Consider the following 15181-nt stretch of genomic DNA (forward strand, 5'->3'; position numbering starts at 1 on the left):
CAGATCCCGCTACCGCGGCCTGGCCAAGACCAGCCTCCAGCACCAGCTCACCGGCGCCGCCGTCAACCTCATCCGCATCGACGCCTGGCTCACCAGCACACCCCTAGCCCGTACCCGCATCAGCCCCCTGACAGCACTTCGCCCCGCCGCATAGCGGCGGGGCGAAGTGACCAGGCCCGAATTAACCAACAGCATCCGCGAGCGGTACCGGACCCCTTCCGTGCCGCGGACGGGTTACTTCAGGCGGGTGCCCGTCGAGCGCAGGTTCCGGCAGGCCTCCACGACGCGGGCCGCCATGGACGCCTCCGCCAGCTTGCCCCAGGTGCGCGGGTCGTAGGTCTTCTTGTCGCCGACCTCGCCGTCGACCTTCAGGACGCCGTCGTAGTTCTTGAGCATGTGGTCGGCGACCGGGCGCGTGAACGCGTACTGGGTGTCGGTGTCGATGTTCATCTTCACGACGCCGTTCTCCAGCGCGGTGAGGATCTCCTCCGGGGTGGAGCCGGAGCCGCCGTGGAAGACGAAGTCGAACGGCTGGGAGCCGGCCGGCTTGCCGTACTTGGCGGCGACGCCCTCGTTGAGCTCCTTCAGCAGCTCGGGACGGAGGACGACGTTGCCCGGCTTGTACACGCCGTGCACGTTGCCGAAGGACGCGGCGAGCAGGTAGCGGCCCTTGTCGCCGAGGCCGAGGGCCTCCGCGGTGCGGACGGCGTCGTCGACCGTGGTGTAGAGGGAGTCGTTGATCTCGTGCGTGACGCCGTCCTCCTCACCGCCGGTCGGGGTGATCTCGACCTCGAGGATGATCTTCGCGGCGCGGGTGCGCTCGAGGAGCTCCTGGGCGATGGAGAGGTTGTCGGCGAGGGTCTCCGCGGAGCCGTCCCACATGTGGGACTGGAACAGCGGGTTGCGGCCGGCCCTGACGCGCTCCTCGGACACCGCGAGCAGCGGGCGGACGTACCCGTCGAGCTTGTCCTTCGGGCAGTGGTCGGTGTGCAGGGCGATGTTGACGTCGTACTTCTCGGCGACGATGTGCGCGAACTCGGCCAGGGCGACCGCGCCGGTCACCATGTCCTTGCTGTGCTGGCCGCCCAGGAACTCGGCGCCGCCCGTCGAGATCTGGACGATGCCGTCGCTCTCCGCCTCGGCGAAGCCGCGCAGTGCCGCGTGCAGGGTCTGGGACGAGGTGACGTTGATGGCCGGGTAGGCGAACTTCCCCGCCTTCGCCCGGTCCAGCATCTCGTTGTAGACCTCGGGAGTTGCGATGGGCATCTGTCCGCTCCTTATGCGTGCGGTGTGGCGTGCTGCGTACGGTCGGCCCTGACCTGGAACCTTGGATGCGACGTCATTGTCGCGCCCATCCTTCCAGACTCGGCCGGAAGGTCCATCCCGCCGTCCGGCCAGTGGTCGGCCGACCCGTCAGTCGAGGCCGAGCTCGTCCTTGGAGTAGGCGAACAGGTACGGCACCCCGGCGCCCTCCTGGATCTTCTCGGCGGCGCCGGTCGCCCGGTCGACGATCGTCGCGACGGCCACGACCTGGGCGCCGGCCTCGCGCACGGCCTCGACCGCGGTGAGCGGGGAGCCGCCGGTGGTGGAGGTGTCCTCGACGACGAGGACGCGGCGGCCCTTGATGTCCGGGCCCTCGACGCGCCGCTGCAGCCCGTGCGCCTTGGCGGCCTTGCGGACGACGAAGGCGTCCAGCTTCCGGCCCCGCGCGGCGGCGGCGTGCAGCATGCTCGCCGCGACCGGGTCGGCGCCCATGGTCAGCCCGCCCACCGCGTCGAACTCCAGCTCCGCGGTCAGGTCCAGCAGCACCTGCCCGACCAGCGGGGCGGCCTCGCCGTCGAGGGTGATGCGGCGCAGGTCGACGTAGTAGTCGGCCTCCAGACCGGAGGAGAGGGTCACCTTGCCGTGCACCACGGCCTTGTCCTTGATCTGCTGCAGCAGCGCGCCGCGTACTTCGCTCATGGAGGCCAGCTTAGAGGCGGGTCCAGGTCCAGGTCGTCGAGGCCTCCAGCGGCTCCAGCGGGGTGACCAGGCGCGGGTGGGTGTTCAGCCCGTCGGGCGGCCCGGTCTGCGGCTCGACGCAGACGGCCTCGCGCTGCTCGTCGTAGACCACGACCCACTCCTCGCGGCTGGTCACCCTCAGCTCCAGCCGCCCCGGCCAGGTGAGGGTGACGTCGACCCCGCCCGGCATCCCGAAGCAGTCGTCCCACGGACCCGGCTTCGGGTCGGTCCGGTGCCCCGTCGGCAGGTGGTCGTCCCCGCGCTCCTCCTGCCAGGCGGGCGCGAAGTCGATCGCCACGTCCTGCCCGCCGAGGTTCCGGTTGAACCACGGGTGCCAGCCGATCTGCGCGGGGAAGGACGACTCGTACGTCTCCACGCTCATCGCCAGGGTCAGGGAGTCCCCGGTGAGCGCGATCCGCTGGGTGACGCGCCCGGGGTACGGCCACGGCTCGACGAGGTCGTACGTGAGCACGGCCTCGTCGGCGCTCGTGCGGGCGGTGCGCCAGGCGGCGTCGCGGGCGGTGCCGTGGATGGCGTGCGGCGGGGCGCTGAGCGGCATCTGCCGCACGGTGGCGCCGTCCCGGAACCGCCCGTCACGGATCCGTCCGCACCAGGGCACCATCGGGAAGCACCCGAACCGTTCCCCCTGCCGCAGCAGCTCGACGCCCCCGACCCGCAGCCCTCCGACCCGCCCGCCGTTTCCCGGCAGCACGTCCACTTCCGCGTCGCCCGCGGTCAGCGTGATGTCTCCGTTACTCACGTGACGACCCTACTGGGGCGATCGAGGGAGCCTCGTTCAGCGGCGTCTGCGGAGCGCCCTGATCGCGACGACCGCCGAGGCCACCGCCAGGGCCGCCGCCGGCGCCGCCCAGCGCAGGGGGGTGTCGGAGGCGACGGTCTGCGGCGCGGGGACGGGGGCGTAGCGGCCGCGCGGCGGGGCGTGGTCCACCTCCTCGGCGCTGCGGCCGATCATCGTCCGCCGGGCGTGCGCCGCCTCGGCGACGGAGCCGTCGTCCTCCTCCTCGTCGTCGAAGGAGGGCGGCGGAACCTCCGCGTCGAAGACGGACGGGACGTCCGCGTCCGGGGGAGGCGGCGGGGCGTCGTCCGGGGCCGGTGGCGGGGCGTCGTCCGCGTCCGGGGTGGTGTCGAAGTCGGTGGTGGCCCGGGGTTCGAAGTCCCCCGTGGACAGCATCTCGGGCGACTCCGGGCCAGAGGCCCGCTCCGCCGCGTCGGCGCCCAGGTTCTCCGCGAAGCGGTTCAGCAGGCGGGACACCGCCGCGGCCACCGCGTCCGCCGGGAATTCCGTGATCCGGCCGTCGGCCGTCGCCGTGCCGGTGACGGTGAGGGCGGTGCCGCCCTCCGCGGCCCGCAGGCGCAGGCGGAGCGCCAGTGTCACCCCGCCGCTGCCGCGGGCCTCCGCCGCCTCGCCCTCGACGGCGTGGGAACCGTCGTCGCGCGCGGACACCCGTACGGCTCCCCGGTAGGTGACGGAGTGGTTGCCGATCCGGACCTTCAGCCGCCCGGCGACGGGGTCCGCGCCGGCGTCGTGCTGGAGCCCGGGCACCGCCCGGGCGACCCGCGCGGGGTCGTCCAGCACCTCCCTGAGCCGCTCCGCCTCGACCGGAACGAACACCTCGTGCTCCATGAGTCCGGAGCCTACCCACGCGACGCCGGACCGCACCCCCGTCGGCGGGAAGTGGCGGCGCGTCGGTGCGGAACGCGGTAAGGGGTCAGCCGGCGTACCGGGGGTGCGGCAGCGTGGACGGCGGCAGGCCGGGGACCCGGGTGCGCTCCGCGGCCCGGACGTCCGCCGCGAGGGAGGCGTCGGTGAGCGTGCGCGGACGCGGTCCGGCGGGGTCGAGGCGCGGCTCGGGACGGTCGCGGGCGGCCAGGACGAACCCCCAGTCCCGGTGGGCGTGGGCGGTCGCCGCGGCGCCCCGGTCGGGTCCGGCGGCGAAACCGGACCGCCGGCCGCCCACCCGGTAGGCGGCGGTCCGCAGCCCCGCCGCGCGGAGCGTCGCGTCCACCGTCCAGAAGTCGCGGGCGCGGGACGCCACCGCGCCGCCGTGCACCACGAGCCGCCCGCCGGGCGCCAGCGCCCGGCGGGCCAGCCCGTAGAACTCCTGCGAGTACAGCTTGGTGCTCGCGGTGATCCCGGGGTGCGGCAGGTCCGAGACGACCACGTCGTACGGCGTCCGGGGCGCCCGTCGCAGCCAGTCGAAGGCGTCCGCGGTGGTCACCCGTACGCGCGGGTCGTCGAGCGCGTGCGCGTTCAGCGCGGACAGCGCCGGGTCGCGGCGCGCCAGCCGCACCACGCCCGCGTCGAGCTCGACGACGTCGACCCGGTGCACGCCGGTGTGGCGCAGCACCTCCCGCACGGCCAGCCCGTCACCGCCGCCGAGGACGAGCACGCGGGCGTGCGGCCCGCGCATCGCGGGGTGCACCAGGGCCTCGTGGTACCGGAGTTCGTCCCGGCCGCCGACCCGCAGCCGCCCGTCGAGGAACAGGTTCAGCGGCCGCCCGCCCCGTCCTCCGGTGAGCAGCACCTCCTGGACGTCCGTCCGCAGGGCGACGCGGACGTCCGAGCCGTACATGGCGTGCCGGGCGGCCCGCTCGAAGTCGTCGACGAGGACGGCCGCCGTGGCGAGGACCACGAGCACGCCCACGTTGGCGGCCGTCAGCAGCCGGCGGGCGCGCCGCGTGAGGTCCCGCCGGAACAGCCCGAGCACCAGCGCGCCGCCCACGACCGCGTTGACCGCCCCCGTGATCAGCGCGCCGGTCAGCTGGCCGAGGACCGGCAGGAGCAGGAAGGGGAAGGCGAGCCCGCCGACGAGCGCGCCGACGTAGTCCGCCGCGGACAGGTCGGCCACCGCGCCCCCCGCGTCCTGCCGGCGGATCCGCTGGATCAGCTCCATCAGCAGCGGCACCTCGGCCCCGATCAGCAGACCGGTGGCGAGGGAGAAGGCGACCAGCAGCCAGCGCGGGCCGCTCGCCCACGCACCGCCCCAGGCACCCGTCCAGGCGAACACGGCGTACAGCGCCATCGCGCTGCACCCGCCGACCAGCGCGAGGGCCGCCTCGACGGCGCCGAACCAGGCCGCCGCGTGCCGCCGCAGCCGTTTCGCGGCCAGGGAGCCGAGGCCCATCGCGAAGACCATCACGGACAGCACGACCGACGCCTGGGTGACCGAGTCGCCCATCAAGTACGTGGCCAGCGCGACGAGTTCCAGTTCGTACACGAGTCCGCAGGCCGCGCAGACGAAGACGCCCGCGAGGACCAGGAACCGTCCCGTGCCCTGCCGCACCGGCAGCCGCAGCGTGCTCCCCGCGTCACCGTCCGACCCCTCCCGGGATGGCGCGGAGCCGGGCGGTGCGGGGGCCTGCGGTTCGATCACCCCAGTGACGTTACGTCACGTCTCCGCGACAGCACGTCACCCACACGTGTGGTCTTTGTTTACGGCCGCCTCCCCTGAGCGGGGGCGACGGCCTCTCCGGCCTCCGTCCTCACACCGCCGACCTCGCCCGCACCCCCACCCTCGTCCGCGTGGCCACCAGCTGCCCGTCCTGCGGGTAGGCGTGCCAGGTCCGCCAGTGGACCTGCTCCCCGTGACACCGGGCGAGCAGCGCCGTGAAGGCGTGCGGGCTGCCGGGGAAGACCCCGGCGAGGCCCTGCGGATGGTCGGAGACCAGGGCCAGCAGCTCCTGGGCGCGGCCCGCGAAGGACCCCGGGGAGAGCACCTCCACCCGGGCGGCGAACTCGTACTCCCAGTCGTCCACCCGCTTGGCCACGCCCAGCGGAAGCGGCGTGCTGCTGCCCGGAATGCACGCCACCGTCTCCGAGCAGAGCCCCCGCTCCTCCTCCAGCAGTACCTGGTGGGACGCTCCGAGCAGTCTCAACTGCACTTTCCTCCCCGCCAGTTCGAGATCGAGCGTGGCCAGCGCGGGAAGAGGCTCGCGTCCCAGGGCCCAGGCGAGGTCGGTCGCGCGGGTGTCGGAGTAGGCGGTGGTCAGGGTCGTGAGCATGGATCGGCTCCGCTGGCACGCATGGAGAGGGGGAGGGGGTCCGCGCACCCCGGTCGCACCGGGGAACCCGGCCCGTCAGCCCGGTCGCCCGGCCGGAAGGAGGGTCCGCGGGGAGTCCGAGGGCTGCGTCGGTGATTTATAGGGAATCATGAAGTGTGGTGCCACCACAGCGTTTTACCCAACTTCGTCGGCTTTCCATCCCCTGGGGGGCTCCCCAGCTCACCTGTTCAACTCCGGCGCACGCCCCGAGGTGACGGCGCGCGCCGGTGCGGCGCGTCCCCGGAACGGCACAGCGGGGCCCGCCCAGGCGCGGACCCCGCTGTCGCGGATACGTCGTCCCCCGTGAGGGAGGCGGGCTGCCCCGTGTCAGCTGCCTCCCCCACCGCATCCGCCGCCGCCCCCGCAGGACGACCCGCCTCCGCAGGACGAGCCACCACCGCAGGACGATCCTCCGTCGGAACCCGACGACGAGCAGGACCCGCCGCTGCTGCCGCCGCCCCCCGCCCACCAGCTGTCACGCCCCCTGCCGCGACGACCCGGACGGCCGGCCCCCACCCGCCGCGCGGGCCTGCGGGCCGCGCTCGCGGCGCCCCCGACGAGCAGCACGAAAATCCCCGCCAGGATGATGCCGACGATCATGGCGTCACCCTCCTCTCGTTCCCCCGTGATCCCCGAAGCGGCCCCCGTGGGCGCCTCGCTCACGTGTGTGACCGGGAGATGCCCTCCGCCCGCGCGGCCCAAAGCACAGTTGAGGAAATCCAGAGCTTCGGCGCAGGATGGCCGCCATGACCTCCAGCGCGCGCCCCCTCCTGAACCGCCGGCTCGCCGAGTTCGGGACGACGATCTTCGCCGAGATGTCCGCCCTGGCCCTGCGGACCGGGTCCATCAACCTGGGCCAGGGCTTCCCCGACACCGACGGCCCCGAGGAGGTCAGGGAGGCCGCCGTGCGCGCCCTGCGGGACGGCCGCGGCAACCAGTACCCGCCGGGCCCCGGCGTCCCCGAACTGCGCACCGCCGTCGCCGCGCACCAGAAGCGCCGCTACGGCCTCACCGTCGACCCCGACACCGAGGTCCTGGTCACCGCCGGCGCCACCGAGGCGATCGCCGCCGCACTGCTCGCCCTGGTGGAACCCGGCGACGAGGTGATCGCCCTCGAGCCGTACTACGACTCCTACGCGGCCTGCGTCGCCATGGCGGGCGGCACCCGTGTCCCCGTCACCCTCCGCCCCCGCGACGGCCGCTTCCGCCTCGACCTCGACGAACTGCGCGACGCCGTCACCGACCGCACCCGCCTGCTCCTGCTCAACACCCCGCACAACCCGACCGGCACCGTCCTCACCCGCGAGGAACTGACCGCGATCGCCGAGCTGGCCGTCGAACGGGACCTGCTGGTCGTGACCGACGAGGTCTACGAGCACCTGGTCTTCGACGACGCCGAACACATCCCCCTGGCCACCTTCCCCGGCATGCGGGACCGCACGGTCACCATCTCCAGCGCGGGGAAGACCTTTTCGTTCACGGGATGGAAGGTCGGCTGGATCACGGCCTCCCCGGACCTGGTCACGGCGGTCCGCTCGGCCAAGCAGTTCCTCACCTACGTCTCCGCGGGCCCCTTCCAGTACGCGGTCGCCGAGGCCCTCGCCCTGCCCGAGTCGTACTTCACCGGCTTCCGCGACGACCTGTGGGCCAAGCGCGACCTCCTGGCGGCGGGCCTGGAGGAGGCCGGCCTGACGGTCTACCGCCCGTCCGGCACCTACTTCGTCACCGCCGACATCCGCCCCCTGGGCGAGAGCGACGGCATCGCCTTCTGCCGGGCCCTGCCCGAGCGCGCGGGCGTCGTCGCCATCCCCACGGCCGTCTTCTACGACCGCCGCGAACTGGGCGCTCCCTTCGTCCGCTTCGCCTTCTGCAAGAAGCGGTCCGTGTTGGAGGAGGCGGCCGCCCGGCTCAAGCGGTCGACCCCATGACGGCCGGCCGGCGTACGGCGCACCGGCGCCCCTTCGTCAGTGGGCGTCCGTCCCGGGCTCCGGGCGCGGGAGCTCGTCCAGGTCGAGGGTGAACGTCCTGCCGTCGGCCAGGGGAATGGGGAGCTTGACCGTGCCGTACTTGTGCGTGTGCGCCGCGATGCAACCGGTGGCGGTCGGCTGTGTGTGGAGGACGACTTCCTGCGCGTACGGGTCCACGACCAGGTGGATTGGGCGAGGGCGTCGGCGACCACGGTGAAGTCGGCCGTGAGGCGGGTGCGGACGTGGATCACGCCGGAGGTCGGAGCTCCGGCGTCGGCGCGCAGGCGCGCGTTAGACTGCGGGTCAGCCATCGGGAAGGGGTTCACTTCCTGATCGGTCAGGCTCTCGTTCGGGATGCCGGTCCCGGCCGGGGGCCGTATCTGTTTGCGGTTGTCGCGGCGAACGCAGCCGCCCGCGTCCCGCACCTGCAAGCCGGTCACTCGCACGGGTGACGCGGGCCTTCCGGCGGGGAGGGTGGGTGGGCGGGTGGTTCTTTCCCCCGGTTCCTTGGGGAGGTCAGTGGCCCGCCGGCCCCTCGCGGACGGGACACCGGCGGACCCGTGCAAGGGCCCGCGACCGGTGCCCCGTCGGCTCGGACGCGGTGGCGGTCGGCCTTCGACCCGCCCATGGAGGCGGCCCGGGAGACGGCTCCGAAGCACAGCGCCGGACCGTGCGGGGCCCTGCCGGCACGGACGGGGACGACGCCGGGGGTCCGTCCGACGGCCGCGCCGGGGCCAATTCCGTTGGCCAAGGCGTCACTTCCGTTCCCCCATGGCTCGAAGGGCACGTCCGTGCCCTCTGTCGGGCGCAGGGCGATCGAGCGATCCTTGGACACGGAATGTGATGACTCGTGTACTGCGCGGGACATCCACGCTCGACACGCGAGGACGGAAAGCCGTGCTGACAGCAACGACCACCCACGAGGACGAGCCGGGACGGGGCACCGCTCCCGTCACCGCGGAGGCACGCGAACAGTTCGTCTCCTCGGCGCGGGGCGCACGGCTCGCCCGGCGTCACGCCGTGCGGTGGATGGCGGAACGGGGCCATCCACCGACGTCCGACGTGTCGTACGCGGTCGCCCTCGTCGTCGGGGAACTCGCCGCGAACGCCGTACGGCACGGCCGGGTCCCCGGACGCGGCTTCGGCCTCCGGCTCGTCCTCGACGCGGCGGCGGGCCTGGTGCGGGTCGAGGTCGCGGACGCCGCCGCCGCGAAGCGACCGCCCGCGTCCGCACCCCCGACGTGTCCCGAGGGCGAGTCCGGCCGGGGGCTGCTCCTGGTGGAGGCCCTGGTCCTGCGCTGGGGGACGGAGCCCCGCCGGCCCGTCGGCAAGACGGTGTGGGCGGAGCTGCCCGCGCACCCGCCGTCCCGCCCGTGAACCGCGCCCGGCCGGGGAAGGGCGCGGGGCCGCGGAGCACGAAGAGCCCGGCCCCGGGCACCGGCCGTCGTGCGGTCGGTGCCCGGGGCGGGCTCCCCCCGTGCGGCGCGCGCCTGCCGGCACCCGCCGCGCCGTCGTGCTCGGAGGCGGACTACTCGTCGTCCTCGGGCTTGTCCGCCTCGTTGATCTCCTGCTCCAGGCCGAGCTGCTCGACGAGCCACTTGTCGAACTCGATCGCGGCCCGCACCCAGCTCACCGTCGACGAGACGAAGTGCTCCAGGCTGACGCCCATGCCGATCAGCATCTGGGCCTCACCGATGAGACGGACCGTGCCGTCGTCGTGGGTGTGGGTGTAGACCTTGGGCCACAGCGTGCGCCGGTTCCAGTCGTCGACGGACTCGAGCAGCTGCGGCTTCTCGTCGATCTGGTGCGGCCGGTCGTAGAACGTCCGGACGGAGAAGATCTGCTGGTCGTCCTCGCCGCGGAACATGAAGTAGGTGCGGAACTGCTCCCACGGCGCCGCGAGGTCACCCTCGTCGTCGACGACGTACTTGAGCTCCATCTGGTCGAGGAGCTGCTTCACGAGGTCCTGATCCGGGACGACGGGGCCCGCCGGTCCTTGCGGCTGCGGCTCGGGCTGGCCCCCGAAATTCGGAATCGAGGACGGGTCGATGGTCACCGTGATTTTCCCTTCGTACGGATCCCGCCATCCTCCCCCATGCGGGGAGGGGGGTGGCAAGCCCCGACGGGCCTGTCAGCCGTGGGCTGACTCGATCCGGTCAGTGCCGGGGTACCCGGTACGGCTCGGGCCCAACGCCCCCGGGGGACATCGGGCCCGAAAACGGAACCGTCACTCAGAGTGCCTTGCCGGTCGCCGGGCCCACCAGGAGTCCGTCCTCGAAGCGGTCCACGCGGACCGTGTCGCCGTCCTTGATCTCGCCGGCCAGGATCTCCTTGGCGAGGCGGTCGCCGATGGCGGTCTGGACGAGGCGGCGCAGCGGGCGGGCGCCGTAGGCGGGGTCCAGGCCCTCCTCGGCGAGCCACTCCAGGGCCTCGGGGGTGATGTCCAGGGTGAGGCGGCGCTCGGCGAGGCGGCGGGCCAGGCCGTCGAGCTGGAGCCGCGCGATGCGTGCCAGTTCGGGCTTGGTGAGGGCGGCGAAGACGACCAGGTCGTCGAGGCGGTTGAGGAACTCCGGCTTGAAGGAGGCGCGGACCACCTCCAGGACCTGTTCCCGCTTCTCCGTCTCGGTGGTGAGCGGGTCGACCAGGTACTGGCTGCCCAGGTTGGAGGTCAGCACCAGGATGGTGTTGCGGAAGTCGACGGTGCGGCCCTGGCCGTCGGTGAGGCGGCCGTCGTCGAGGACCTGGAGCAGGATGTCGAAGACCTCGGGGTGGGCCTTCTCGACCTCGTCGAGGAGGACGACGCTGTAGGGGCGGCGGCGGACGGCCTCGGTGAGCTGGCCGCCCTCCTCGTAGCCGACGTAGCCGGGGGGCGCGCCGACGAGGCGGGCGACGGAGTGCTTCTCGCTGTACTCCGACATGTCGATGCGGACCATCGCCCGCTCGTCGTCGAAGAGGAAGTCGGCGAGGGCCTTGGCCAGTTCGGTCTTGCCGACGCCGGTGGGGCCGAGGAAGAGGAAGGAGCCGGTGGGGCGGTCGGGGTCGGCGATGCCGGCCCGGGAGCGGCGCACGGCGTCGGAGACGGCGCGTACGGCCTCGGTCTGGCCGATGAGGCGCCTGCCGATCTCGTCCTCCATGCGGAGCAGCTTCTGGGTCTCGCCCTCCATGAGGCGGCCGGCCGGGATGCCGGTCCAGGAGGCGACGACGTCGGCGATGTCGTCGGCGCCGACCTCCTCCTTGACCATGGTGTCCCCGGCAACCTCCTCCTCGGCCTCGGAGGCGGCCTCCAGGTCGCGTTCCAGGCTCGGGATCTCGCCGTAGAGGAGCTTGGAGGCGGTGTCGAAGTCTCCGTCGCGCTGGGCGCGTTCGGCCTGGCCGCGCAGTTCGTCGAGCTTCTCCTTGAGTGCGCCGACCCGGTTGAGGGACTGCTTCTCCTTCTCCCAGCGGGCGTTGAGTCCGCGCAGTTCCTCCTCCTTGTCGGCGAGGTCGCGGCGCAGCTTCTCCAGGCGTTCGCGGGAGGCGGCGTCGGTCTCCTTGCCGATGGCGAGTTCCTCCATCTTCAGCCGGTCGACGGCGCGCTGGAGTTCGTCGATCTCGACGGGCGAGGAGTCGATCTCCATGCGGAGGCGGCTGGCGGCCTCGTCGACGAGGTCGATGGCCTTGTCGGGGAGGAAGCGGGAGGTGATGTAGCGGTCGGAGAGGGCGGCGGCGGCGACGAGGGCGCTGTCGGCGATCTGGACCTTGTGGTGGGCCTCGTAGCGGCCCTTGAGTCCGCGCAGGATGGCGATGGAGTCCTCGACGGTCGGTTCGGCGACGAGGACCTGCTGGAAGCGGCGCTCCAGGGCCGGGTCCTTCTCGATGCGTTCGCGGTACTCGTCGAGGGTGGTGGCGCCGACCATGCGGAGTTCGCCGCGGGCGAGCATGGGCTTGAGCATGTTGCCGGCGTCCATGGCGGAGTCACCGCCGGCGCCGGCGCCGACGACGGTGTGCAGTTCGTCGATGAAGGTGATGACCTGGCCGTCGGAGTCCTTGATCTCGGCGAGGACGGTCTTGAGGCGTTCCTCGAACTCGCCGCGGTACTTGGCGCCGGCGACCATGGCGCCGAGGTCGAGGGCGACCAGCCGCTTGTTCTTCAGCGACTCGGGGACGTCGCCCTTGACGATGCGCTGGGCGAGGCCCTCGACGACGGCGGTCTTGCCGACGCCCGGCTCGCCGATCAGCACCGGGTTGTTCTTGGTGCGGCGGGACAGCACCTGGACCACGCGCCGGATCTCCTGGTCGCGTCCGATGACGGGGTCGAGCCTGCCCTCGCGGGCGGAGGCGGTGAGGTCGGTGCCGAACTTCTCCAGGGCCTTGTACTGGCCCTCGGGGTCGGCGGTGGTCACCCGGCGGGCCCCGCGCGCCTTCTGGAAGGCGTCCTGCAGCTTCCTCGCGGTGGCGCCCTGCCGCGAGAGCACCTCGCCGGCGGCCCCGCCCTTGGCGGCGATGCCGATGAGGAGGTGTTCGGTGGAGAGGTACTCGTCGCCGAGGTCGCGGGCGCGGGCCTGGGCGTCCGCGATGACGGCGAGCAGTTCGCGGTTGGGCTGGGGCGGCGCCACGGTGGACCCGGTGACGCTCGGCAGGCCGGCGAGGACGCGCTCGGCCCCGGAGCGCACGGCGGCCCGGTCGGCGTCGACCGCGGCGAGCAGATCCGTGATGTTCTCGTTCTCCTGCCCGGCGAGCAGGGAAAGCAGCAGGTGGGCGGGGGTGAGGTCGGGGTGTCCCTCGGTCACGGCCCGGTTCCCGGCGGCCTGAAGCGCTTCCCGGCTCCGGTTGGTCAGCTCGGCGTCCACGTGTCCGTTCTCCTCTTCGCGGTGACCCTCGGCGGCCTCGGCGGCCTTCGGTGCTGACTCGGTCAGCGTACACAAACTTGAGTCTATTCCACTCAAGGTGGCGGACGGGAGTGCGGCGGGGGTTAAGTTCCGGTCCATGACCACCACGTACTCGGTAGATCCGGGCGATCCGGACGCGTCGTACCTCGGCTTCTGGCGCGAGAGGCACCTGTGCACGCTCACCACCCTCCGTCCGGACGGCACCCCGCACGTGGTACCCGTCGGGGTGACGTACGACCCCCGGGCGCGGCTGGCCCGGGTGATCACCAATGTGACGAGCGCGAAGGTGCGCCACGTACGGGCGGCGGGGGACCGGGGCGCGGCCGTCGCGGTGTGCCAGGTGGACGGCCGGCGGTGGGCGACGCTGGAGGGGCGGGCGGTGGTCCGCACGGACCGGGAGCGGGTCGCGGAGGCGGAGCGGCGGTACGCGGAGCGCTACGGGCGGACGCCGTCGCCGAACCCGTCGCGGGTGGTCATCGAGATCGCGCTCACACGGGCGCTGGGGCGCGGGTGAGGCGGGCGGCGCCGGGCGGCTGTTTCCGGCCATCGCGCGATCGGGTCGATACCCGGAAATGTCCCGCAGAACTGCAGCGGCGTCACCGTGTTCAGGTCACGGTGACGCCGCTGCGGGGGGAAGCGCCTGCGCGATCTTTTACGACGGGGGAATCGCGTCAGGCACTGCGGGGGGTGGCAGAGATGGCCCGGGGGGCAGGGGAGTCGGACTCCACCTGTCGGTGATCCCGCTGGTCCAGGTTCACAAAGATCATTCCGTACCGGATGGCACACCGCACGGGCTTCGGCGCCCCCCTGGGCCGCCGCAGGCACCGGTACGCCCGTACGTCCCCGTCCTCGTCGCGGGTGACGACGACCGGCTCACCGAAGACGGTCACCATCAACGAGTCACCGCTGTGGGGGAGGGCGGTGACCAGGTCGATGAAGTGCCATCCGGATCGGTAGGCGGTGGCCATCTCCCTGCGGAAGGAACGGTCGTCGGGTGGAGTAGTCACATCAACGCCCCGAGTCGACGACGATCGACGGCCAGTGGCTGTCGGCCAGCGTCCCACTCTTCGCGTCGGAGTAACCGCTCAGCGCTCCGAAGGCCGCGACGGCGGAGAGGGCGGCTGCGAGCACCGAGCGAAGCAGTCTCTTGCGCATAGTCGGCTTCGTCCTCACGTGAAAGTCTCCTCGTTCCCCCGTCTAGTAAGACGATGGCTCATTCGAACACGTTGTGGCCACACAAACGGTGCATCATGTTCCTGCACGTTCAGGACCCTGGGGGGTGGAGATTTGGTGGCAAATCGAACTAAAGGGACACATTCCCATGCGGTGACCGAACTGTGCGAAGCAGGCGGCCGACTTTATGCCCATGCTCTGCGTATGGGGAGGGTCGCACGGGAGGCGGCCGAGGAGGCGCCGTGCCTGATGGAACTCGCCCTGCTGCACCCCGATCCCGACGACAAGAACTGGCTGCGCCCGGTCGCCCCGGCGATCGCCCTGGCGCAGCGGCTGCACCCCATCGAGCGCGACATCGCGGAGCGCCGGCGGCTGTCGGTCCGGCTGGCGGACGTCTTCGAGCCGTTCATGGCCCTGGGCGCCCAGGCCGTCACCACCGAGAACTCGATCACCGTCCTGGAGGGCAGCGAGCGCATCAACGCCGCCCTCAACCTCGCCGCCACCCAGTGCCACACCGAGATGCTCACCATCCAGCCGAGCGACGACCGCTTCTCCGAGCGGAGCATCGTCCAGGGGCTGGAGCGGGACAAGCCCCTCATCGAGCGGGGCGTGCGGATCAGGACGCTCTACCAGCACACCGCCCGCTACAGCCCGGAGAAGCGGGCGTACGTGGAACAGCTCTCCGCGGGCCGGGTGGAGTACCGGACCATCGACGAGGTGGTGGAACGCCTCATCGTCTGCGACGAGACGGTCGCCTTCATCCCCACCCGGGACGACCAGCAGGTCGCCCTCGAACTCCGCCAGCCCGGCCTCGTCCGCTATCTGATCAAGGTGTTCGAGTTCATGTGGAGCCGCTCGGTGCCGCTGACCGCCGGCGCGCCCTACGACCCCGCCCCCGGAGGCATCACCGACATCCAGCACTCGATCGCCAAACTCCTCGTCGAGGGCCACGTCGACGAGGCCATCGCCCGCCGTCTCGGCATGAACGTCCGCACCTGCCGCGCCCACATAGCCAAGCTCGCCGCCACCCTCGGCAGCGGCAGCCGCGCCCAGCTGGGGTACCTCATCGCACAGTCGGGAATCCTGCGGCGGGACCAATGATCCGGGGGG

At 72.5% G+C, this 15181-nt stretch carries 15 protein-coding genes; 4 read left to right on the plus strand and 11 right to left on the minus strand.

Going from position 1 to position 15181, the window contains the following annotated elements; all coding sequences use genetic code 11:
• Positions 1-234: 234 nt before the first annotated feature.
• The 6 genes from fbaA to ABTY20_RS13385 all read right to left on the minus strand — a co-directional run bounded on the left by fbaA (position 235) and on the right by ABTY20_RS13385 (position 6024).
• Positions 235-1266 (minus strand): class II fructose-bisphosphate aldolase, encoded by a 1032-nt coding sequence (fbaA, locus tag ABTY20_RS13360; protein ID WP_351997115.1) that lies wholly within the window; start codon positions 1264-1266, stop codon positions 235-237.
• 147 nt (positions 1267-1413) lie between these two features.
• On the minus strand, positions 1414-1962 hold the full coding sequence (gene pyrE, locus ABTY20_RS13365) for an orotate phosphoribosyltransferase (RefSeq protein WP_351997116.1): 549 nt from the start codon (positions 1960-1962) through the stop codon (positions 1414-1416).
• A gap of 10 nt (positions 1963-1972) precedes the next feature.
• Positions 1973-2761: an aldose epimerase family protein gene (locus ABTY20_RS13370; protein ID WP_351997117.1), complete on the minus strand. Its 789-nt coding sequence runs from the start codon at positions 2759-2761 to the stop codon at positions 1973-1975.
• Between the two features lie 36 nt (positions 2762-2797).
• On the minus strand, positions 2798-3646 hold the full coding sequence (locus ABTY20_RS13375) for an SRPBCC domain-containing protein (protein WP_351997118.1): 849 nt from the start codon (positions 3644-3646) through the stop codon (positions 2798-2800).
• Positions 3647-3731: 85 nt separating this feature from the next.
• Positions 3732-5396 (minus strand): polyamine aminopropyltransferase, encoded by a 1665-nt coding sequence (locus ABTY20_RS13380; RefSeq protein ID WP_351997119.1) that lies wholly within the window; start codon positions 5394-5396, stop codon positions 3732-3734.
• 109 nt (positions 5397-5505) lie between these two features.
• Positions 5506-6024, minus strand: a complete 519-nt coding sequence (locus tag ABTY20_RS13385; protein ID WP_351997120.1) for a DUF2617 family protein — start codon at positions 6022-6024, stop codon at positions 5506-5508.
• Between the two features lie 776 nt (positions 6025-6800).
• On the opposite strand from ABTY20_RS13385, the gene ABTY20_RS13390 reads away from it, so the two are divergent.
• Positions 6801-7991: a pyridoxal phosphate-dependent aminotransferase gene (locus tag ABTY20_RS13390; RefSeq protein WP_351997121.1), complete on the plus strand. Its 1191-nt coding sequence runs from the start codon at positions 6801-6803 to the stop codon at positions 7989-7991.
• A gap of 36 nt (positions 7992-8027) precedes the next feature.
• On the opposite strand, the gene ABTY20_RS13395 is transcribed toward ABTY20_RS13390, so the two are convergent.
• Positions 8028-8207: a hypothetical protein gene (locus ABTY20_RS13395; RefSeq protein WP_351997176.1), complete on the minus strand. Its 180-nt coding sequence runs from the start codon at positions 8205-8207 to the stop codon at positions 8028-8030.
• Positions 8208-8927: 720 nt separating this feature from the next.
• Here ABTY20_RS13395 and ABTY20_RS13400 point away from each other — a divergent pair.
• Positions 8928-9407: an ATP-binding protein gene (locus tag ABTY20_RS13400; RefSeq protein ID WP_351997122.1), complete on the plus strand. Its 480-nt coding sequence runs from the start codon at positions 8928-8930 to the stop codon at positions 9405-9407.
• Between the two features lie 151 nt (positions 9408-9558).
• Here ABTY20_RS13400 and ABTY20_RS13405 read toward each other — a convergent pair whose 3' ends face one another.
• Positions 9559-10086, minus strand: coding sequence for a type III secretion system chaperone family protein (locus tag ABTY20_RS13405; RefSeq protein WP_351997123.1), 528 nt, complete (start codon positions 10084-10086; stop codon positions 9559-9561).
• Positions 10087-10261: 175 nt separating this feature from the next.
• Positions 10262-12859 carry an ATP-dependent chaperone ClpB gene (gene clpB, locus ABTY20_RS13410; protein WP_351997124.1) on the minus strand — a complete coding sequence of 866 codons (2598 nt, stop codon included), beginning with the start codon at positions 12857-12859 and terminating at the stop codon, positions 10262-10264.
• A gap of 136 nt (positions 12860-12995) precedes the next feature.
• Between clpB and ABTY20_RS13415 the strand changes: the two genes are divergently transcribed.
• Positions 12996-13412 (plus strand): pyridoxamine 5'-phosphate oxidase family protein, encoded by a 417-nt coding sequence (locus ABTY20_RS13415; RefSeq protein WP_351997125.1) that lies wholly within the window; start codon positions 12996-12998, stop codon positions 13410-13412.
• A 157-nt stretch (positions 13413-13569) separates the two neighbouring features.
• Here ABTY20_RS13415 and ABTY20_RS13420 read toward each other — a convergent pair whose 3' ends face one another.
• Positions 13570-13905: a hypothetical protein gene (locus tag ABTY20_RS13420; RefSeq protein ID WP_351997126.1), complete on the minus strand. Its 336-nt coding sequence runs from the start codon at positions 13903-13905 to the stop codon at positions 13570-13572.
• Between the two features lies 1 nt (position 13906).
• Positions 13907-14053 carry a hypothetical protein gene (locus ABTY20_RS13425; RefSeq protein ID WP_351997127.1) on the minus strand — a complete coding sequence of 49 codons (147 nt, stop codon included), beginning with the start codon at positions 14051-14053 and terminating at the stop codon, positions 13907-13909.
• 132 nt (positions 14054-14185) lie between these two features.
• Here ABTY20_RS13425 and ABTY20_RS13430 point away from each other — a divergent pair, with 132 nt between their 5' ends.
• On the plus strand, positions 14186-15172 hold the full coding sequence (locus tag ABTY20_RS13430; RefSeq protein ID WP_351997128.1) for a helix-turn-helix transcriptional regulator: 987 nt from the start codon (positions 14186-14188) through the stop codon (positions 15170-15172).
• The last annotated feature ends 9 nt before the right edge of the window (positions 15173-15181 follow it).

Source organism: Streptomyces sp. NPDC126497 (genome assembly GCF_040302425.1).
GTDB lineage: Bacteria > Actinomycetota > Actinomycetes > Streptomycetales > Streptomycetaceae > Streptomyces.